The 20,263-nt window shown below is 37.7% G+C and carries 15 protein-coding genes; 5 read left to right on the top strand and 10 right to left on the bottom strand.

Annotated features, from left to right (window positions below; translation table 11 throughout):
- Window positions 1-2: 2 nt before the first annotated feature.
- Together QM524_RS07760 and QM524_RS07755 are read right to left on the bottom strand one after the other, a co-directional pair.
- A complete protein-coding gene (locus QM524_RS07760; protein WP_283344131.1) occupies window positions 3-773 on the bottom strand; it encodes an alpha/beta fold hydrolase in 771 nt (256 codons plus the stop codon).
- 77 nt (window positions 774-850) lie between these two features.
- The gene (locus QM524_RS07755) at window positions 851-1,687 is read right to left on the bottom strand and encodes a glycerophosphodiester phosphodiesterase family protein (RefSeq protein ID WP_283344130.1); all 837 of its coding nucleotides are present in this window, start codon (window positions 1,685-1,687) and stop codon (window positions 851-853) included.
- Between the two features lie 401 nt (window positions 1,688-2,088).
- On the opposite strand from QM524_RS07755, the gene QM524_RS07750 reads away from it, so the two are divergent.
- Window positions 2,089-5,385, top strand: a complete 3,297-nt coding sequence (locus QM524_RS07750) for a TonB-dependent receptor (RefSeq protein WP_283344129.1) — start codon at window positions 2,089-2,091, stop codon at window positions 5,383-5,385.
- A 172-nt stretch (window positions 5,386-5,557) separates the two neighbouring features.
- On the opposite strand, the gene QM524_RS07745 is transcribed toward QM524_RS07750, so the two are convergent.
- The 4 genes from QM524_RS07745 to QM524_RS07730 form a co-directional block, all read right to left on the bottom strand.
- Complete coding sequence (locus QM524_RS07745; protein ID WP_095160331.1) at window positions 5,558-6,547, bottom strand: UDP-glucuronic acid decarboxylase family protein; 990 nt, start codon at window positions 6,545-6,547, stop codon at window positions 5,558-5,560.
- 73 nt (window positions 6,548-6,620) lie between these two features.
- Window positions 6,621-7,934 carry a UDP-glucose dehydrogenase family protein gene (locus QM524_RS07740; RefSeq protein ID WP_283344128.1) on the bottom strand — a complete coding sequence of 438 codons (1,314 nt, stop codon included), beginning with the start codon at window positions 7,932-7,934 and terminating at the stop codon, window positions 6,621-6,623.
- A 203-nt stretch (window positions 7,935-8,137) separates the two neighbouring features.
- Window positions 8,138-9,814 (bottom strand): alkaline phosphatase PafA, encoded by a 1,677-nt coding sequence (pafA, locus tag QM524_RS07735; protein ID WP_283344127.1) that lies wholly within the window; start codon window positions 9,812-9,814, stop codon window positions 8,138-8,140.
- A 78-nt stretch (window positions 9,815-9,892) separates the two neighbouring features.
- A complete protein-coding gene (locus tag QM524_RS07730) occupies window positions 9,893-10,336 on the bottom strand; it encodes a type I restriction enzyme HsdR N-terminal domain-containing protein (RefSeq protein ID WP_166579474.1) in 444 nt (147 codons plus the stop codon).
- Window positions 10,337-10,854: 518 nt separating this feature from the next.
- On the opposite strand from QM524_RS07730, the gene QM524_RS07725 reads away from it, so the two are divergent.
- Complete coding sequence (locus tag QM524_RS07725; RefSeq protein WP_095160334.1) at window positions 10,855-11,628, top strand: AMP nucleosidase; 774 nt, start codon at window positions 10,855-10,857, stop codon at window positions 11,626-11,628.
- Window positions 11,629-11,686: 58 nt separating this feature from the next.
- Here the strand turns inward: QM524_RS07725 and QM524_RS07720 are convergent, their stop codons facing one another.
- Entirely contained in the window at window positions 11,687-13,033 is a 1,347-nt protein-coding gene (locus QM524_RS07720) for a tetratricopeptide repeat protein (protein WP_229242203.1), read from the bottom strand.
- Window positions 13,034-13,198: 165 nt separating this feature from the next.
- Here QM524_RS07720 and QM524_RS07715 point away from each other — a divergent pair, with 165 nt between their 5' ends.
- A complete protein-coding gene (locus tag QM524_RS07715; RefSeq protein WP_166579475.1) occupies window positions 13,199-13,882 on the top strand; it encodes an OmpA family protein in 684 nt (227 codons plus the stop codon).
- Between the two features lie 51 nt (window positions 13,883-13,933).
- Here the strand turns inward: QM524_RS07715 and QM524_RS07710 are convergent, their stop codons facing one another.
- The 3 genes from QM524_RS07710 to argS all read right to left on the bottom strand — a co-directional run bounded on the left by QM524_RS07710 (window position 13,934) and on the right by argS (window position 17,641).
- On the bottom strand, window positions 13,934-14,833 hold the full coding sequence (locus QM524_RS07710) for a 1,4-dihydroxy-2-naphthoate polyprenyltransferase (protein ID WP_095160336.1): 900 nt from the start codon (window positions 14,831-14,833) through the stop codon (window positions 13,934-13,936).
- A gap of 319 nt (window positions 14,834-15,152) precedes the next feature.
- Window positions 15,153-15,779, bottom strand: a complete 627-nt coding sequence (locus QM524_RS07705) for a glutathione peroxidase (RefSeq protein WP_283344126.1) — start codon at window positions 15,777-15,779, stop codon at window positions 15,153-15,155.
- 83 nt (window positions 15,780-15,862) lie between these two features.
- On the bottom strand, window positions 15,863-17,641 hold the full coding sequence (gene argS, locus QM524_RS07700; protein ID WP_283344125.1) for an arginine--tRNA ligase: 1,779 nt from the start codon (window positions 17,639-17,641) through the stop codon (window positions 15,863-15,865).
- Window positions 17,642-17,936: 295 nt separating this feature from the next.
- On the opposite strand from argS, the gene QM524_RS07695 reads away from it, so the two are divergent.
- Window positions 17,937-19,538: a hypothetical protein gene (locus tag QM524_RS07695; protein ID WP_283344124.1), complete on the top strand. Its 1,602-nt coding sequence runs from the start codon at window positions 17,937-17,939 to the stop codon at window positions 19,536-19,538.
- A 154-nt stretch (window positions 19,539-19,692) separates the two neighbouring features.
- The gene (locus QM524_RS07690; RefSeq protein WP_095160340.1) at window positions 19,693-20,256 is read left to right on the top strand and encodes an L-threonylcarbamoyladenylate synthase; all 564 of its coding nucleotides are present in this window, start codon (window positions 19,693-19,695) and stop codon (window positions 20,254-20,256) included.
- The last annotated feature ends 7 nt before the right edge of the window (window positions 20,257-20,263 follow it).

The raw sequence follows: 20,263 nt of genomic DNA, 5'->3' as shown, positions 1-20,263 counted from the left end.
GATTATTGTACAAATTCTCGTGTAATTCTAATAAATTCTTGAGGGTTGTCTGCCTGCACCCAGTGGCCTGCGCCCTCGACAGTGACTAATTCGTAGTTAGGGAAAATTTCCCAAATACGACGTTCGTCTTCTGGTTGGATATAGTGCGATTCGGAGCCACGGACAAATAGTACTGGTTGGTCTACCACATGTTCGTTGTCTAATTCGTGACCAACAACATCAATATTCTTAGAGATTACAGGTACATTGATTCTCCAATCAAATTGATTGTCTTTTTCTGGGTTTCTCCAAAGGTTTTTAATCAAAAACTGACGTACCCCTTCTTTTTCCTCAAAGCGTTTTAAAATTTCGTTGGCTTCGGTGCGACTACTAAGATTAGGAAGGTCAACGGCTGCCAATCCTTGTAAAATCATGTGGTGATGTACAGGATAGAATTTTGGCGCAATATCGACCACCATCATTTTTGAAAATGAATCTGGATAATTGAGTGCAAATTGCATGACGGTTTTTCCACCCATTGAGTGACCGATAATTACTGGATTCTCGATTTGGTGATCGTCGATAAATTCTTTTAAGTCGGCAGACATCACTTCGTAATTGAACTCATCACTTTTTGGCGATTGTCCATGATTACGCTGGTCGACCATATACACCTGATAAGTGTCGGCCAAAACTTTTCCGATGGTAAGCCAGTTGTCCGACGAACCAAAAATACCATGAAGAATAATAATCGCTTGGCCAGTTTCGCCAGCTTTTCTAAAATATAGTTTCATTTTCGAATATGTGAGCGTTCAACGAAATATACATTCCGAGTGAAATACGCTTATCTGCTAAAATCTAGGAAGGAAGATTATTTGTTTTTTTCTGCAAAGATACGACTTACCTCGACAGGGTAATCAGTAATCATTATATCTAATTGTAGACTTTGTGCTAAATCCTGATAAAATAATGACTCAAAAGGCTTAGGGTGATTTTTAGCGTTTTCGTTACAATCTGCCATGAGACGAACACCTTTTGCTTTTAAGTCAGCAATGACAGACACAGGCGTTTGAGGGTTGACATAGGCAACAAGCTGTTTGAAATCAGGCTGAAATGCAAGAATATTTTTCCAATCTTCTTCATTTCTTATTAGCGCAGAAATATTTGTAGTCGTCGAAAGTTGAAAAACCTCTTTGGTATCTTCAGGTTTGAAAGTGAGAAAAAGCACTCTCGAATCGAGTTTGTATAGGTTTACAGCATCGTACACTTTTTTCCAAGAAGTTCCTTTAACATCAAGCATCAACCAAGCCTTTGGATGGTTTTTGAGCCAAACCAACATTTCATTGAAAGTAGGAAGCGGTGTTTTGGAAATATTTCCTAGACTATTTTTCAAAAAAGTTTTTGAAAGTAATGAATCATTGGATGTTTTGATGAGTCCTGTTGCAGTTGTAGTTCTCTCAAGAGTTGTATCATGCAAGATAAAGAGAGAACCATTGAGGCTTTCTCGAACGTCTAACTCAAGAATAATAAGAGAGGAGTTGGCATTTTGGTAGGTATAGTCAAAAAGTGGGGCGCTATTTTCAGGAAAATTTTGATAAAATCCACCACGGTGCCCACAGATTTTGAGATTTTGTGTAAAACTTTTTAGACTACTAAATAGTAATACAATAGAAGTGATCAGGAAAATAAAATTTCGAGCAGTATTCATTCCTCAAAAGATTTTTAAAAGTGTTTGTTGAAAAGATTGATGGAGCTGTAGAAAGCAAAATAAAATTTAGATAATATCATCGTTGGAATTGACTTGACATGTAGCAAATTTAAAACCTTTATCATGAAATATAGGTATATACATCAATTTTAAAGAATCTTTAAAAAATACTAATCTAATAGATTAACAAAATCTACTTGCTTTTAAATTCCTTTAGTTAAACTGTTTGTATAAAAATTAGCATTATTTTAAGAGGTCTGATGGCCAAAACTTATAAATCAGTACCTTACAGTAAGGAAATTTACATTCAGTTAATTTTCGAATTTTGTTGTTACTAATTTTTTGTTGTTATTTTGTAGCCAAATCATCCATTCAGTTTCTAACTAAATTCCAAATTCACTATGTTGAAAAGAATCTTTACCACTAACGTAGTTTTGACATTGCTTTTTGCAGTTGCTGCTACTATTTCAAGTGTACAGGTTTTTGCACAGGTTACATCTTCATCTATTACTGGTAGTGTAGTAGATGCAAAGGGAGAAACTCTTCCAGGAGCCTCTGTAATTGCTATTCACACCCCATCAGGCTCACGCTATGGTGCATCAACAAACTCAGCAGGTCGTTTTACATTGCCAAGTGTGCGTGTAGGTGGGCCTTTCAAGATTACAGTTTCTTTTGTTGGTTACAAAACAGAAGAATTCACAGAAGTTTATACTACATTAGGTGTTGCGACATCTTTGAACATTAAGTTGTCAGAAGAAGGAAAGCAACTTACAGAAGTAATTGTAAAAGGTGACAAAAATGATGTGTTTAGTTCTTCAAGAACTGGCGCAGCGGCTTCATTCTCAGGACAAACGCTTTCGACTTTACCAACCTTGAGCCGTACTATCAACTCGATTACAAAATACAACGCTTACAGTAACGGTTCATCTTTTGCAGGCCAAGACTCTCGTTTCAACAACTTTACTATTGACGGTTCGGTATTCAACAACGGATTTGGTCTTGGTAACGAAGCTCAAGCGGGAGGTAGAACAGGTTATGGTGCGATTTCTTTGGATGCAGTTGAACAATTACAAATCAACATCGCTCCATTTGACGTTCGTCAATCAGGTTTCGCAGGGGCTGCTATCAACGCAGTAACTCGTTCGGGTACTAACGAAACTACAGGTTCGGTTTACCACTTCTGGAAAAATCAAGGATTAGTAGGTAACAAAATTGATACAACTTCTATCAAGATTACTAACTTTAGCGAGAAAACTACAGGTTTCCGTGTTGGTGGTGCAATCATCAAAAACAAATTGTTCTACTTTGTAAATGGTGAATTTATTGATAGCTCAACTCCAGCGCTTAGCTGGTCAGCAAATAGAGGTACTTCTGGTGCTAACATCTCTAGAACTACTTTAGCTGATATGCAGAAAGTTGCAACAATCATGAACAAACTTGGTTGGGATTCAGGTGCATTTGATGGCTTCAACAGTTTGTCAAACTCTAAGAAATTCTTAGCTCGTATCGATTATAACATCAACGATAAACATAAATTAACTGTTCGTTATTCACATCACGATTCTCAATCAGATCAGTTGATTTCTGGTAGTAACTCAAGTGGTACAGCAGGTTTTGGTACGCGTGCAAATAATGCTCAGTCATTATCTCCTCAGAATACAGGTTACATCATTCTGGATAATACGCGTTCTATCGTAGCAGAATTAAACTCTACATTCAACTCAAGAATCGCGAACAACTTCATTGCTACTTACAACAAGCAAATCGAAGACCGTAAGTACCGTACTTCATTGTTCCCATTGATTGAGATTCAAGACCCTTCTACTGTATCTACTTATACGACTGCTGGTATGGATCCATTCACACCAAGCAACAAGTTGGATTACTCTACGTTGAACTTTACAGATAACCTTACATACTTTGCTGGAAAACACACTGTGACAGCTGGTCTTTCTTACGAATACTTCAAATCAAATAACCTGTTCTTCCCAGCTTCTCAAGGTGTGTATGTATACAAGTCAATGGCTGATTTCGAAACAGCAATGAATGCTTACATTGCAAATCCAAACTTGACAACCTCTCCAGTACAATTAGCGCGTTTCAACTACCGTTATTCTTTGCTACCTGATGGTCAAGAGCCTTGGCAAGTAATTAAAGTATCTACAGCATCTGCTTATCTTCAAGATGAATTCCAAGCTAAAGATAACTTAAAGTTGACTGCAGGTTTGCGTGCAGATTACATTACGATTGGTACAGAAATTGACTATTATAATGCTAGTGTTGCTGCGCTTACTTACAAAGCTCCAGATGGTTCTGATTACAAAGTAAATACAGGTGCAATGCCAAAAGGTCGTGTATACTTGTCTCCAAGATTTGGTTTTAACTGGGATGTTAAGAACGATAAAAAGACTCAAGTTCGTGGTGGTACAGGTTTGTTCTTGTCACGTATGCCTTATGTGTTGATTTCAAACCAGTTGGGTAATAACGGTGTGAACACCGCTGTATTGACAGTTAACAACACAACAGCTTATCCTTTTACTTTAGATCCATCTAAATACAAGCCTTCTACAACTAACTTAGATGCAATTCCAGCGTTTACTTTGAATGCTAATGACGAGAATTTGAAATTCCCTCAAATTTGGAAATCAAACATCGCAGTTGACCAAAAATTACCATTTGGATTTATTGGTACAGTAGAATATATCTACAACCAAAACATCAATGCGTTGAAATATATCGACGTAAACTTGAAAGCACCAACAACTACATTTACAGGTGCTGATAACCGTGACCGTTACCCAAGATCTGTTGCTTCGGCTAACTCTCTTTATATTAACTCGAAGACTAACAGTGCTTATATCTTGACTAACACAGACCAAGGTTATTCATACAGCTTTACAGCTAAGTTAGAGAAACCAGTGAAAAATGGCTTAGGTGGTATGTTTGCCTATACCTACTCAATGGCTAAAGACGTAGCTTCTGTAGGTTCTACTGTAGATGCAACAACTCCAACAGTACGTGGTGTTAACTACTTAGGTTTAGATTATTCAAATAACGACTTGCGTCATCGTTTTGTAGGTTATGTAAACTACAGCATTAACTACGGTGGTAAATTTGGTGGTGCTACTACTTTCACATTGGGTATGGTATCTAACTCAGGTTCTAAATTGTCTTACACTTACTCAACTGACTTGAACGGTGACGGACAAACTAACAATGACTTGATTTATATCCCTAAAGCTGGTTCTACTTTGAACTTCATCACTAACGGTTCATTTACTCCTGCACAACAACAAGCTGCATTTGATGCATGGGTGGACGGTGATGCTTATTTATCTTCTCGTAGAGGAAATTACGTTGAAAGAAATGGTCAAACTTACCCTTGGTTAACTCGTTTTGACTTCACAGTTGAGCAAGATTTCTTCGTGAAAACTGGTAGCAAAACTAATATCTTACGTTTCAGAGCTGATATCTTGAATGCTGGTAACTTGATTTCAAATACTGCTGGTATTGGTTACTCAACGACTACAGCTACTCCATTGACAACTGGTTTGGATGCTCAAGGTAATATCACTTACAGATTGGCTACTCAAGTTGTAAACGGAAAATCAGTATTGTTGCAAGACAGATTTGTTAAAAACTACTCTTTGTCTAGTCTTTACCAAATCCAATTGGGTGTTCGTTATATCTTCAACTAATACCCTTAGGATTTAAACATACAAAAAAATCCCGCCTCACAAGGGCGGGATTTTTATTTGCAAAGAGGTTAAATATCTACAAGAAATTGAACAAAATTTTCTTTAGATAGACCAAAGAATCTTCTCTTTTAGCAAAATAAAAACCCCAAGCATTTCGCTTGGGATTTTTATTTTATTTTCTTTCGTAATCTTCAAAACCTCTGTGATCTGCCATTTTGTACAGTTCATCGTTTGGTAATGACTTGAAGTATTCGTAAGTGATTTTTAGACCTTCTGCACGATTTACTTTTGGTTCCCAACCTAAAAGCTCCTTCGCTTTTGTGATGTTTGGTTGGCGTTGTTTTGGATCGTCTTTTGGTAATGGTAATGAAATCAACTTTTGGTTTGTACCTGTCAATTTGATGATTTCTTCACCAAACTCTTTAATCGTGATTTCATCTGGATTACCAATGTTTACTGGATAAGGATAGTCGCTCAACAACAAACGATAGATACCTTCTACTAAGTCATCTACGAAACAGAATGAACGTGTTTGAGAACCGTCTCCAAACATCGTTAAATCCTCACCACGCAACGCTTGACCAATAAATGCTGGTAATACACGTCCGTCGTTCAATCGCATTCTAGGGCCGTAAGTATTGAAGATACGAACGATACGAGTCTCCAAGCCATGATATGTATGGTATGCCATAGTCATAGCTTCTTGGAAACGTTTTGCCTCGTCATATACACCACGTGGACCCACTGGGTTTACGTTACCCCAATATTCCTCTGTTTGTGGGTGTACCGTTGGGTCACCATAAACTTCCGAGGTAGAAGCAATCAATACTCTAGCATTCTTTACACGAGCCAATCCCAAACAATTGTGAATACCCAATGAACCTACTTTAAGGGTCTGAATTGGAATTTTTAAATAGTCAATTGGTGAAGCTGGCGAAGCAAAGTGAAGAATATAATCTAACTCGCCTGGAACGTGGATAAACTTCGATACATCGTGGTGATAAAACTCGAAGTTGGGTAATTTAAACAAGTGCTCAATGTTTTTTAAGTCACCTGTAATAAGGTTATCCATTGCAATAACGTGATAACCTTCTTTGATAAATCTATCGCAAAGGTGAGAGCCTAAAAAGCCTGCTCCACCTGTGATTAATACTCGTTTCATATTGTTTAGATTTAGTGATTGAGTGAACGAGTATTTTTTATAAATCACTCATTCTCTCAATCACAATTCACCATTATTTAACAGCATCTCTACCTACAGAATAGTAAGTATAGCCTAGTTCTTTCATTTGGTCAAGTTCGTACAAGTTACGACCATCGAAAATTACCTTGTTTTTCAGCAACACATCCATCACCTCAAACTCTGGTGTACGGAATTGTGGCCATTCGGTCATAATCAATACTGCATCTGCATCTTTGATAGCCTCGTAAGGACCTTTTGTATAGGTAATTTTATCGCCGATTACCCCCTTCACATTTTCCATTGCTTCTGGGTCAAATGCTTTAATAGTTACCCCTTCTGCCAATAATTCTTCGATATTGTACAAAGCTGGAGCCTCACGAATATCATCTGTATATGGTTTGAAGGCCAAACCCCACATCGCAAATACTTTGCCTTTCAAATCACCTCCGAAGTGTTCTTTGATCGTTGGGATTAACTTCGTCTTTTGACCTTCATTTACGTTCATGACAGCCTTCAAAATTTGGAAGTCATATTGGTTATCAGAAGACGTTTTTGCCAATGCCTGAACGTCTTTTGGAAAACAACTACCACCATAACCAATACCAGCAAATAAGAAACGTTTTCCGATACGAGAGTCTGTACCAATACCACGACGAATATCGTCTACATTTGCACCTACTTTTTCGCAAAGGTTGGCAATCTCGTTCATAAACGTGATTTTAGTTGCCAAGAACGCATTTGCAGCATATTTGGTCATCTCTGCCGAACGCTCATCCATGAAGATAACAGGGTTACCTTGACGCACTAATGGAGCATATAGCTTGTTCATTACAGCTTTTGCTTTCTCTGAACGAGTACCAATTACTACACGGTCAGGCTTCATAAAGTCTTCTACCGCTACACCTTCACGCAAAAACTCTGGGTTTGATACCACATCAAAAAGTTCTTCAGAAGCATTTTTAGCAATCGCAGCATGTACTTTTTCTGCCGTACCTACTGGTACAGTACTTTTATCAATCACTACCACATATTGATCAAGGATAGGACCTAAATCATCAGCAACTTTCAAGATATATTTTAAATCTGCTGAGCCATCTTCGCCTGGAGGGGTTGGCAAAGCCAAGAAGATTACTTTTGCATCTTTGATACCTTCCGCCAAATTGGTCGTGAATTTCAATCTCCCTTCAGCAGTGTTACGATTGAACAATACGTCCAATCCTGGCTCATAGATAGGGATGATGCCATTCTTCATTTTTTCGACTTTCTTTTCGTCGATATCCACACAGGTTACTTGGTTTCCTGTCTCGGCGAAGCAAGTCCCTGTTACAAGACCCACGTAGCCAGTTCCAATTACAGCGATTTTCATAAATTCAGACGATAATTTCGATTAAAGTTGGGAAAATATAAAATGCGGGTTAAGCGTTAAAAATTCTATTTGAATTTGCCCTATTTCCTGCATGAATCATACCAAACTAGTTATTCTTCAAAAATAAGTTATTTTCTTTAGAAAAGTAAAAGAGACCTAATCTTAATTAGGTCTCTTTTAGTAAAAGGAATAAACTTTATAAACTATTTTACAACATCAGTAATGACATTACCAACAGTTCCATTAGGCTCTAAGACATCCAATAAATCTGCTACTGTAGGAGCAATGTCAGAGATGTTAGTGCGTTTTGAGGTTTCTCCATGTTTGATTTTCCATCCATACCACAACAATGGGATGTGAGTATCATAACGATATACCGAACCATGTGTAGTACCAGTTTTACGTCCTGTAAACCATCCTGGGTTTAGGAAATAAAGGAAATCTCCACTACGTTTCACATTATAACCATTTTTGATATAACCGATTTGATATTCTGGTACCGTAGCATTGGCAAGATTTTGAAGGTCGATAACATTAGCAACTTCTGGTCTTTTCAAAAGGGCAGTTTGAACAACTTCAAACACTTGTGCACGCGAAAGATTTCTAGTTTTTAAGGTCTCATGATTCAAGTAAATTTGATTGTTTTCATCAGCTCTTACATAATCACCTTCACCAAAAGAAGCTTTTAAGGCATCTTTAACAGTATTGGTAAGTACAAGTCCGTCGGTTGTTCCTGCAGGAAGTTTTTTAGATTGCCAATAACCTGGCACATCTGCTACACCGTGGTCGGCGCTTAAGAATACCAGTACATTTTCTTTCCCCAAATAGGTATCTAAGAAGCTCAATAATGAAGCAATGTCTCTATCCAAGCGAATATAAGTATCTTCTGCTTCAATAGAGTTTGGCCCAAACGCATGACCTACGTAATCCGTCGATGAAAAACTTACTGTTAAGAAATCCGTGCTTGCTCCTTTTCCTAGTTGTTCATTTTGAATAGCCGTAACCGCAAAGTCTTTAGTTAAAGAGTTACCATACGGTGTCGAACGAATCACTTCCAAAAGGTTTACACCTGCTTGTGCGGCAAGTTCATGAGGAAATACAGGTTTTTGTTCACCACTCAATTTCCCTTCAAAAGGTTGATCATCTGGAGTACTTTCAGTGTATTGCTCAATTGGTAATAAGGTATTCCAACCTTTTGCGACATATTTTTGAGGGTTTTTCTGAGCATTAAATTCTTTAACCCAGCTTGGTAATTCATTCATGTAAAATGAAGATGAAATCCAGAACCCATCTTTTGAATCAAACCAATAAGCTGCATTGGCAGTATGACCAGCTGGTAAAATAGCACCACGGTCTTTCAACGCAATACCAATTGTTTTACTTTGATGATTTTGGGCAATTTTTACTTGGTCGGTAATAGTAGACACCAATAGATTCTTTGGCGACATCAAGCCTGCTGAGGTAGCAGAACCTATCGTTTTTACCGTTGAGTCTTCTACACAATATACAGTACGCCCCGATTTACTATCGAACCATTCGTTTCCAATAATACCATCTACAGCCGGTACTGAGCCAGTAAAGATGGCTGCGTGTCCAGCGGCTGTAACAGTTGGCACGTAGTCATAATGATGATTGCGGCAATTAAAACCTTCACCCATCAAGCGTTTGAAGCCTCCAGCTGTATATTTATTGCTATAACGATACAAGTAGTCATATCTCATTTGATCTACAACGATACCAATTACTAGTTTTGGTTTACTTGGTGCTGTTTTTACAACCGCGGTACTGGCTTTAGAGGTACTCTTTATTGGAGACTGAGCAGATAAATCTGTTACAACTGCACAAAGTCCAGCAAACAGTGTTATGAGTTTTTTGTTCATAATGAAGGTAGTTTTTTGACAAAGATACATAATCATAGAGCAATGATAGTACGGCTTTGTAGTTATGAATTTATGAAATTATGGGAATAAGGGTAGGTTTTCTAAAAAGTCAATTTGAAAAGTTTCCCAATTGGTTTGGCAGCAATATTGGCTCATTCCATTGGTAATGACCACATAGGGACTTCGCAATGAATGGTTGTATTGAGCCACCTGCTCAAACACTGCCTGAGTAAGCGCAACATAGGGCGCCTTACATTCGATAATCATAAAGAGCTGCCCACTTCTATCAAATACTTGAATATCAGTACGTTTTTGGACATTGTTGTAAGAAAGTCCCGATTCGAGTTTGATAAGACTCTTGGGATAAGCCAAGTGTGTAATAAGATAGTTGACAAAGTGTTGTCGAACCCACTCTTCAGGAGTCAGAAACAAATACTTTTTACGAAGCTGATCGAAAATATATAATTTTCCATCTTTTTTTTGTAACTTGTAGTCAAATGTAGGAAGGTTTAATAATTCCATTATTTCTACTGCACAGTTTGTTGTGAAAATTTAGTAAATCCTAACAGACTCGTAGCCTATCAGTTAGCCTCAAAAAGGCAAGACTTCTGGTCTAACAGAAAATAGCAATAAAGGTTAGACACTTTTAGTTAAAACAAGTTTAAGATTCGTTTAAATCTCAGCTTATTCTTGTTTCTCGGAAAATACCATCGTAGTATTAGCCTGTTAAATTAACATTCGTTTTTGTGTTTTAATAATTTACGCATTTTTAAAAATAGCGTACCTGTTTCAGCACACCTTATTTTAAAGGGCTATAGATAAATATTAGTGATGAATAGTGAGTGGTGAATTGTGAATTTTGAGCGTAAATTTTTTATTATCACGATTTACTATTCAAAATGGGTTGAATTTCATAGCATTGTAGCTATCGGGTCAATAGTATTTTACATTCACAATTCATCACTCACAACTCTTCACTGAGACCTGTCTCCCTTTTCCAAATAAATTAACTTTTAAACAAAACCACGACTTCATCAGGTATGAAAACAAAAGAAGAAATTGTGACAAACTGGTTGCCACGATATACTGGCACAGCTATCGAAGACTTTGGTCAATATATTTTGTTGACAAACTTCAAAAATTATGTAGAGATGTTTGCAGAGCAGTTTGATGTACCAATTAATGGTATCGATAGACCTATGCAAACTGCCACAGCCAACAATATTACCATTATCAATTTTGGTATGGGTTCGCCAATGGCTGCTACTGTAATGGATATTTTGACTGCTATTTCTCCGAAAGCAGTATTATTTTTAGGGAAATGTGGAGGTTTGAAAAAGAACCTTGGTCTTGGAGATTTGATTTTGCCTATCGCTGCTGTAAGAGGAGAAGGGACTTCGGATGAGTACATGCCAAAAGAAGTTCCTGCACTTCCTTCTTTCCGTTTGCAAAGAGCTGTTTCTTCCATGATTAAAAAACATGAGCTAGATTATTGGACTGGCTTGGTATATACAACTAACCGCCGTGTTTGGGAACATGATGAGCAATTCAAGCAATATTTGACAGACATTCGTGCAATGGGTATCGACATGGAAACTGCCACTATCTTTACGGTAGGTTTTGCTAATAAAATTCCTCATGGAGCGTTGTTGTTGGTTTCGGATAACCCAATGACGCCAGATGGTGTAAAAACAGAAGAAAGTGATAAGAAAATCACGGCTAATTATGTAGAAAAGCATCTTCAAATTGGCATAGATTCTCTTGAAGAACTTGCTATGTCAGGTGAATCTGTGAAACACTTACGATTTGAATAAGGAATAAAAAAAACCTGCTGATGAGGCAGGTTTTTTTATTATCTATAGCAGATTTATACTAGTTACAGTAGTCACGAATTACCGCATACGCCGCAGTGTAGCCCAATTCGCCAGCTTTACTCAAGTCATTACATCCGTCAGTATCACCCAATGCATGACGAATAATACCACGAACATAGTATGCTTCAGCATATTTAGAATTCAACTTAAGGGCATTAGTACAATCTTGAATAGCACCACGCTGGTCGCCAATTTGAGATTTTACCATTCCTCTTGTGAAGTATGCTTCAGCAAAGGTTGGATTAAGAGCAATAGCTTTGTTGTAGTCTTCAATAGCAGATTTGGTATCACCAATTTTTGCTTTTGACAAACCACGGTTATAATATACTTCTGAACGCTCAGCAGTCATTTCTGCCATTTTCAATCGCTCGCTTACACCACTACGTAGTTCATCTAAAACTTGTTTGGTAATAGGACCTGCGTAAAGAACCTTTTTCGCTTCGATGTTGCCAATAGCAATTGCTTTGTTGAAATCATCAATAGCTTCTTTGGTACGACCAAGCTTATTTTTGGCAAAACCACGACCATAATAAGCGGGAGCATTTTCTGGGTCTTGGCTCAAGGCACGGTCAAAGTCTATTTGTGCGCCAGCAAAGTCCTCTGTTTGGCTTTTGCAATAACCACGATAGTACAAAGATTCAGCATCTTCTGGGCTTATTTCTAGTGCTTTACCATAATCAGCAATGGCACCTTTGTAGTCAGCCATTTTCATTTTGCTGTAAGCACGACCAGAATAAGAAGAAGGGCGTTTTGGACTTAATTCAATTGCTTTTGAAAAATCTTCTAAACTACCTTTGTAATCTTCTAGTTTTTGCTTAACTACGCCACGTGCAGCATAACCCAAGGCATTATCTGGAGTTAAATCCAAAGATTTGTTGTAGTCAGAAAGCGCACCTTTGTAGTTTTCTAATTTTGATTTGCTGTAACCACGGCTAAAGTAAGCATTTGCGTCAACAGGGTTCAGGTCAATACCACGGTTGTAGTCTTGTAGAGCGCCTTTATGGTCTTCTTGTCTTGCTTTACTAGTTCCACGACCGATGTAAGCATCCGAATATCTTGGATTTAATTCGATAGCTTTGTCAAAATCATTGATAGCACCACGGTTATCCTTAAGGTTAGACTTTGTAACACCACGGCTATAATAAGCAACAGCATTATCTGGTTGAAGCTGGATAGCTTGTGTGAAGTAATTTTGAGCTAGTGGATAGTTGCCCTGACGACTCTGAACCACACCTAAGTCCATCAACTCTTGAAAAGTTTGTGTGGGCGCAGGGGTTTGTTGTGAATATCCAGTAAAACTAAGTAGAGATATAGACAGCAGAGCAGAATAAAAACTCTTTTTCATAGGGTTAAATTTGAAAAAATAAGTTTTAGTGATAGGTTAACTATCAAAAATGAAGTAAATAGATAGATTAACCTTTAGATTTGTTTTATAACTTTGTAATTGCCAAAGTTTCAGCCAAATTACTGAAAAAATACCTTACAGCCAAAAGATAAAAGATAAACTGTCATGAAATTTGCCTTTCCAAAGAGTAGAAAAAAGATATTGCTTGGGCTTATGCTTGGGACAACTGTAAGCTTGGATGGTTGTCGAGTAATCAATAAAAATCGTATCTATACCGATGAGAGGTGGCAGACAGTCCAACAGTCGTCAACTACTCGTAGTCGGGCAGTGAGCGATAGATTGGAACCTTCGTTAACAGCAGACGAAAGAGTGGCTCAGTATTTTGATAAGCAATTGGTCGACCTCCGAAAGCAAGTCAAGGTAAGCCCTGTGACTCGTGTTGACACCAAACTTATTCACATACGCTTTGATACCGATTCTTATTTTATCGGCAACTCTGATATCCCTTCTGAGTTTGGCAAAATGAATATGGCCAGCCTTTCGCGTGTGTTATTGTCGTATCCTCACACGTCGGTCATTATGGAAAGCTATACCGATGCTAATGGTACCGATGCTTACAATGATCGTTTGTCTTTGAGAAGAGTTGCTCAAGTGGCCAATTGGTTGGTATTGAGCGGTGTAGCTCCCAATCGACTCAAAGCCTTATGGTATGGAAAACGAAATCCTGTAGCAAGTAATGATATTGTAGACGGACAACGCATGAATCGCCGTGTGGAGGTATTTATTATGCCTCACAAAAGCTTGTTCGACAAAATTTCAACAGATATGCGTGTGGCAGGTACCAATTAAAAAAGCCAGAGTACAGCATGAATGCTCTATACTCTAGCCCCAAAATTGTTATTATAAGATTTGGCTCAAGCCAAACGTAAGTACAAAAAGAAGTGTGGTCAAAGCCATTCTTTTCAAAAATGGGTCAATTTGAGCAGGTGTTTGTCCTTGAGAAATCCCACGACCAATTTTAATCAATAAGGGAAGTGTAACAACAAACAACCAATGAATCCAGTTGTTGCCCGATTCATTTAAAAGTGTATAAATTACTGCACACAAAAATCCTACAATTAACAGTAACCAGTGATAAATAACCGCCTTTTCCTTTCCTAATCTCACTGGGATTGAATTTTTTCCTGTTTTCGTATCCGATTCTATATCTCGGATATTATTGATATTCAGTACGCCAACCGCAAATAGGCCACATGAACTTGCTGGTAGAAAGTTTAACCAATCAAAGTTGTGAGTATATAAAAAGTAGGTTCCTAATACACCAACCCATCCAAAAAATATCAATACCGAAATATCTCCTAAGCCCATATATCCGTATGGTCGTTTGCCAACAGTGTAGGTAATCGCTGCAATAATCGATAAGATACCAAGTCCAAAGAAGCCCAAAATCGTTTGCATATCGGTGTCTTTGAGCCCTTCATAAATCAATAGTGAACCTGATGCCAAGGACAATACAGACATGATAATCATTGCTCTGGTCATTTGCTCTCGAGTAATAGCCCCCGTTTGTACAGCACGGGTTGCTACTGTTCTTTCTACACTATCTACGCCACTTACTGTATCGCCGTAATCATTAGCAAAGTTGGAAAGAACTTGCAAAAAAGTGGTAGTAAGCACTGCCAACCAAAAGATTTTCCAAGAAAAAGCATCATGACCTGCCGCCAAGAAGCTTCCCATTAAAATACTCGCCAGTGCCAAAGGCAATGTACGAGGACGAGCCGCCAGAATCCAATTTTTCATGTTTTATATAAAGTCTTTAAAGTATAAAATAAAACGAAAAGAAGTAGAAAAGTATCGCTAACCATACGCTAGACGACGAACCTTTATCCAATAAAAATACCGAATATACAGCTACAAAAATAACCTGTACATTCGGTATTTAGATGTTTTTACTTGAAATAAGTTAGTGGGTAAAATAAATTTATTTTACCTGTAATAGGCATTAAGCTATATGCCGTAAGCAAAAAGTATTTCTAACAAAATTATGAATACAATTTTTGCCTAATGTCTACGGCTTACTGCCTAAAGCGTATTTCAAGTTATCAAAAAAGATTCATGATTACTTGTTCAACGCATCTTGGAATTCTTTGCTATTTGGTTTTACGCCTGAAGCAAAAAAGTTTGTTAACTCTCCTTTTTCGTTAATCAAGTATTTACAGAAGTTCCAACTTGGTTCTTTGTCGTTCCAACCGTTTAATTCTTTTGTAGTAAGCCATTTGTACAAATCACATTTGCCTTCGCCTTTTACTACAACTTTTTCAAACATTGGGAATGAAACACCATAGTTTTTTTGACAGAAAGATGCAATTTCACTATTTGAACCAGGCTCTTGTCCACCAAATTCATTCGCTGGAAAACCTAATACTACTACTTTCGCTTTGTTGGCTTGATAAAAAGCTTCCCAGTCAGCGTATTGTGGTGTATAACCACATTTTGAAGCAGTATTTAGGATAATCACTTTTTTACCCTTATAGTCCGCAAGATTTACGTCTTTGCCTTCTAATGATTTCATCTTGAAATCATAAAGCGTTTTTTTAGCTGCAAATTCAGTGTTCACAGGTCTGTTTTCGATAGAGTTTTTGGTAAAAGGAAGTGCTAATGCTCCTAGCAAGCTTCCTACTTTCAAAAGTTTAAGAATCATGACAGTTACGATTGTTAAAAGGATGATAAACAAGGGCTTTTTCATAAATACTAAAGCTGAAAGTTATCCAATATTGCCAATCCAATCAAGCGAAAAACAGGTTAAAGTCTGAATATTCGACAAACGGATTACATTCTTGTTGGTACTTTTATACCTAATAACGCCATAGCCTTCTTAATTGTTTCGCCAACTGCTTTTGAAAGCTGTACTCTGAACTGCATCGCTTCTGGACTTTCAGCACTAAAAATGCTCAATTCAGCAAATAGACGGTTATATGATTTTGCCAAGTCATACACATATTGTGCAATTAAGGCTGGTGAATATTCTCGTCCTGCATCGGCAACTTTTCTTGGATATTCGCTCAATGCAAAAATGATTTCACGCTCTACTTCATGCAAACTAGTGTATGCACTTGCTTCTTCGATATTGATATTTTGACCTTCTGCCTTTTTCAAAATCGAACAAATACGTGCGTGCGTGTATTGAATGAATGGTCCCGTATTTCCTTGGAAGTCAATAGATTCGGCTGGATTGAAAAGCATACGTTTCTTCGGATCCACTTTCAATAAGAAATATTTCAAGGCACCCATTGCCAAAGTACTGTATAGTTCTTCTGCTTCTTCAGGAGTAAATCCGTCGATTTTACCTAATTCGTTGGTACGCTCACGAGCGGTATCCTTCATTTCTTGCATCAAGTCGTCGGCATCTACCACAGTGCCTTCTCTTGATTTCATTTTTCCTGAAGGTAAGTCAACCATACCATAACTCAAATGGTAGCAACCTTCAGCGTAAGGACGACCTAATTTTTTCAAAATTTTGAACAATACCTCAAAGTGATAATCTTGCTCGTTACCAACCACATAAAGTGATTTTGACATACCGAAATCTTTGTATTTCAAATCGGCTGTGCCCATATCTTGGGTGATATATACCGAAGTACCATCTTTACGAAGTACTAATTTTTGGTCAAGACCTTCATCTGCAAGGTCAATCCATACCGAGCCATCTTCTTTCTGGAAGAAAACTCCTGAAGCTAAACCTTCTTCTACGGTTTCTTTTCCTAAAAGATAGGTATTAGATTCTTTGTAAATTTTGTCAAAGCTTACGCCCATGGTTTGGTATGTTTGATTGAAGCCATCAAAAACCCAATCATTCATTTTTTGCCAAAGAGCTACTACTTCTTCGTCGCCTTGTTCCCATTTCAAAAGCATTTCTTGTGCTTCTTTCATCAATGGCGCTTGCTTTTTGGCATCGTCTTCCGACATACCTTCGGCTTTTAGGGCTTCTACTTCTACTTTATAGTGTTTGTCAAACTCTACATAATATTTACCCACCAAGTGGTCGCCTTTTAGGTTAGCTGAAGCGGGTGTTTCGTTTTGACCAAATTTTTGGTAAGCCAACATCGACTTACAAATATGAATACCACGGTCGTTTACAAGGTTGGCCTTGATTACATCGTAGCCGTTGGCATCCAAGATTTGAGCTACAGAGTATCCCAAAAAGTTGTTACGAAGGTGACCTAAGTGAAGAGGCTTGTTGGTGTTGGGAGAAGAGTATTCTACCATGACAGTTTCGTTTTTGGCAGCGAGCTGACCAAACGAAGCATCACTTCTAAGGTGATTGAAAGTATCCATCCAAGCAGTATCGGCAATAGAAATATTCAAAAAGCCTTGTACTACATTGAAGGTACTAACAACAGTAGTATTGTTGACCAAGTAATTTCCGATGGCATTTCCAATTTCTACAGGAGACTTGCGAAGAGCTTTGACATAGGGAAAAACCACAAATGTGTAAAATCCTTCAAAATCCTTACGAGTAGGCTGAAGGGCTATAGTTGGTTCGGAAACTTCAAACTCGGCCAAAAGGGCAGCTTGAATACTGTCTTGGAGTATTTTTTCGATATTCATTGCGCTAGGAAAATTTTCCAGTGTTTACTAAAAGGAAGAAAGTGAAGACCATTAAGTATGGCAAAAAATCGTATTTGACGAAGTGTACCTTCTACCGAAGTGCAAAATTAGCCAAAATCCCTTCGATAACCATATCTGAAAAAGAAAACCTCTCTGCTTTTTCTTTTTCAGAACCTTTGAAATGTGTAAATTGTAAAAGAGATACAGAAAGATAACAATCTGATATAATGTTTGTTTTCCATTAAAACAGAACTAATTTTCCGTTTAATTCTAGCAAAAACCTTTTACCGATACTATGAAAAAACACCTTACTATCTTCATCTCTTCCTTTCGGGTTTTTCCTATTGTTAGGAATAATTTTTGGCGTATTGGCCTTGGGCTTCTTTGTATGCTTTGTTGTTTGGTAAACTTTTCAGTTTGGGCTCAATTGGATAAGGTGAATGATGTAGAGTATATCAAAGAATATGGCAAAACGAAGGACTGGTCTGTAATTCCGCTGAAAGAAAGAGGCGCTTTGGTGGTTCTTGATAATGCTGAAATATTTGGGAGAAATAGCCAATGGGAGTTTTACAGAATAGATTCTACGCTCAGAGAGCTGTGGAATACAAAGTATATACCACCTGTAAGAATGGAAAACCTGTTGACCTATTCAAATGCCGACTATATGTATTTTCTATTTGCCGAGGCAGAGGCCGATGATTTTGTCATTACGCGTGTCAACTTGAGTTTGGGCGAAATAGATGAATTTAAAGGAAAATTAGTAGGCCTGCGAACCATTAGTCATTTTAAAGTTTTAGGAAACTCAGCCTATTTTGCAGGTACTTATTTTGAAAAACCAGTAGTTATATCATTTGCTTTTTTTAACGCTACTACAAAAGTTTTATCAGGAATATACGACAAAAATGTAACGATTAATTCTTTGGAGATTGATGAAATACGTAACGAAGTCAACGTGATCATCAATGAAAGAAGGAAAGGCATTTGCAGTATGTCTTTACTATCTTATTCATATATGGGTGATTTGCTGAGAACCAATCATGTGCCTTTAGAAGATCAGAAAAATGTCAATTTTGTCAGCGGTAGACTCCTGCCTATGTCTGAGCATGAAACGATTTTGGTTGGTAATTTTTCCACCAATTGCAGTAATTATTCGAGAGGCTTGTATCTGACTCATTTTGAAAATGGTGAGCAAACAGGAACAACCATGATTGATTTTTCTGAGTTGAGTAATTTTTTTGGATACTTATCTCCCAAACGTCAGCAAAAACTAAAAGAAAAAATAGCGAAGAAGAAGACAGAGGGCAAGGAAACCAACTTTAGTTATTTGTTACAAGTACATGATTTGATTAAAACAGAAAAAGGCGCATTGGTATTGGCAGAGGTCTATTATTATTCTCCTAACAATAACAATACCCTAGGAATGTACAATTATGCTCCCATAAGTATTGCCCAAGCGCAACGAATGCGAGCTAGAGCAGGGCGTTATCGTTATACGCACGCCATTGTTTGCGAGTTTACGAAGGATGGGAAAGTACTTTGGGACGATGCCGTTTCATTAGGTTCTCTTGAAGGGAGTGGTTTGGTGGAGCAAGTACAAGTGTCTCAATACAAAGGCGATTGGATAACGACCTATTTGGAGAAAGGAAAATTGAATCTTCAAAATCTACACAATGGAAAAGGTTCTTCAGACAAAGAATTGTTTGAAATAAAGTCAGATATTGAAAACCGTCGTATCGACGAAGAAGCCGAAGTGGCAGCTTGGTACGATAAGTATTTTTTGATTTGGGGAACACGCCAAGTACCTGCCAGAAGTGACAATGCTATGGGGTCGGAAGTACTTTATATTCGTAAAATGGCCTACGCGCCACAACAATCTAGCCCAACTAGTCAAAAATGATATAGGGTATCCTTTTATGAAAATCCTCGAAGAAGGATAGAATGTTGTATCTTTGCGTGAAAATTGAAAAAACAAAAGTTTTGGAACACCGTTTTCCAGAAAATACTTTGTGCAAATAGCAATAGTTTCTTTGCTAAGACTAATATTTAAAACAATGGTAGAATTATATAGAGAGGCATTGACACATTTGAAGAAAGGTGATACTTTGCTTTACCCATCTGATACAATCTGGGGATTAGGTTGCGATGCTCGTAACGAAAAAGCTGTAGAGAAAATCTTGTCAATTAAGCATCGTCCCGCAAATAAGGCATTTATCGTGCTTATCTCAAAAATCGAACAGCTTTCTGAATATCTAGTTGAAGTGCCTGAAATTGCTTGGAATTTGGTAGAGTTTGCCGAAAAACCTCTAACAGTCATTTATCCTAAAGGTAAAAATCTAGCGCCAAACTTGATGGGACCAGATGGCAGTGTTGCTATTCGTTTGGTAAAGGATGAATTCTGTAAAGGTTTGGTGCATCGTATGGAAAGAGCGATTGTCTCTACTTCGGCGAACATTTCAGGACAACCAAGTCCTACACAGTTTTCAGACATTGACCAGTCAATTATCGACAATGTAGATTATATTCTTAAAAATCCTAAAGGTGAAAACCTAAACGCCCAACCTTCTCAGATTGTTAAGATTGGGATGTACGGAGAGTTTGAGTTTATCAGAAAATAGCAATATT

It is taken from the genome of Flectobacillus roseus (genome assembly GCF_030056595.1).
Lineage (GTDB): Bacteria > Bacteroidota > Bacteroidia > Cytophagales > Spirosomataceae > Flectobacillus > Flectobacillus roseus.
Note: the sequence above shows the minus strand (reverse complement) of the source record. Positions and strands in the feature narration are given on the sequence as shown.

What these genes read in the sequence shown, in the direction of transcription:
- QM524_RS07760 (WP_283344131.1), bottom strand. Translation starts at nt 773, where the DNA reads ATGAAACTATATTTTAGAAAAGCTGGCGAAACTGGCCAAGCGATTATT.
- QM524_RS07755 (WP_283344130.1), bottom strand. Translation starts at nt 1,687, where the DNA reads ATGAATACTGCTCGAAATTTTATTTTCCTGATCACTTCTATTGTATTA.
- QM524_RS07750 (WP_283344129.1), top strand. Translation starts at nt 2,089, where the DNA reads ATGTTGAAAAGAATCTTTACCACTAACGTAGTTTTGACATTGCTTTTT.
- QM524_RS07745 (WP_095160331.1), bottom strand. Translation starts at nt 6,547, where the DNA reads ATGAAACGAGTATTAATCACAGGTGGAGCAGGCTTTTTAGGCTCTCAC.
- QM524_RS07740 (WP_283344128.1), bottom strand. Translation starts at nt 7,934, where the DNA reads ATGAAAATCGCTGTAATTGGAACTGGCTACGTGGGTCTTGTAACAGGG.
- pafA (WP_283344127.1), bottom strand. Translation starts at nt 9,814, where the DNA reads ATGAACAAAAAACTCATAACACTGTTTGCTGGACTTTGTGCAGTTGTA.
- QM524_RS07730 (WP_166579474.1), bottom strand. Translation starts at nt 10,336, where the DNA reads ATGGAATTATTAAACCTTCCTACATTTGACTACAAGTTACAAAAAAAA.
- QM524_RS07725 (WP_095160334.1), top strand. Translation starts at nt 10,855, where the DNA reads ATGAAAACAAAAGAAGAAATTGTGACAAACTGGTTGCCACGATATACT.
- QM524_RS07720 (WP_229242203.1), bottom strand. Translation starts at nt 13,033, where the DNA reads ATGAAAAAGAGTTTTTATTCTGCTCTGCTGTCTATATCTCTACTTAGT.
- QM524_RS07715 (WP_166579475.1), top strand. Translation starts at nt 13,199, where the DNA reads ATGAAATTTGCCTTTCCAAAGAGTAGAAAAAAGATATTGCTTGGGCTT.
- QM524_RS07710 (WP_095160336.1), bottom strand. Translation starts at nt 14,833, where the DNA reads ATGAAAAATTGGATTCTGGCGGCTCGTCCTCGTACATTGCCTTTGGCA.
- QM524_RS07705 (WP_283344126.1), bottom strand. Translation starts at nt 15,779, where the DNA reads ATGAAAAAGCCCTTGTTTATCATCCTTTTAACAATCGTAACTGTCATG.
- argS (WP_283344125.1), bottom strand. Translation starts at nt 17,641, where the DNA reads ATGAATATCGAAAAAATACTCCAAGACAGTATTCAAGCTGCCCTTTTG.
- QM524_RS07695 (WP_283344124.1), top strand. Translation starts at nt 17,937, where the DNA reads ATGAAAAAACACCTTACTATCTTCATCTCTTCCTTTCGGGTTTTTCCT.
- QM524_RS07690 (WP_095160340.1), top strand. Translation starts at nt 19,693, where the DNA reads ATGGTAGAATTATATAGAGAGGCATTGACACATTTGAAGAAAGGTGAT.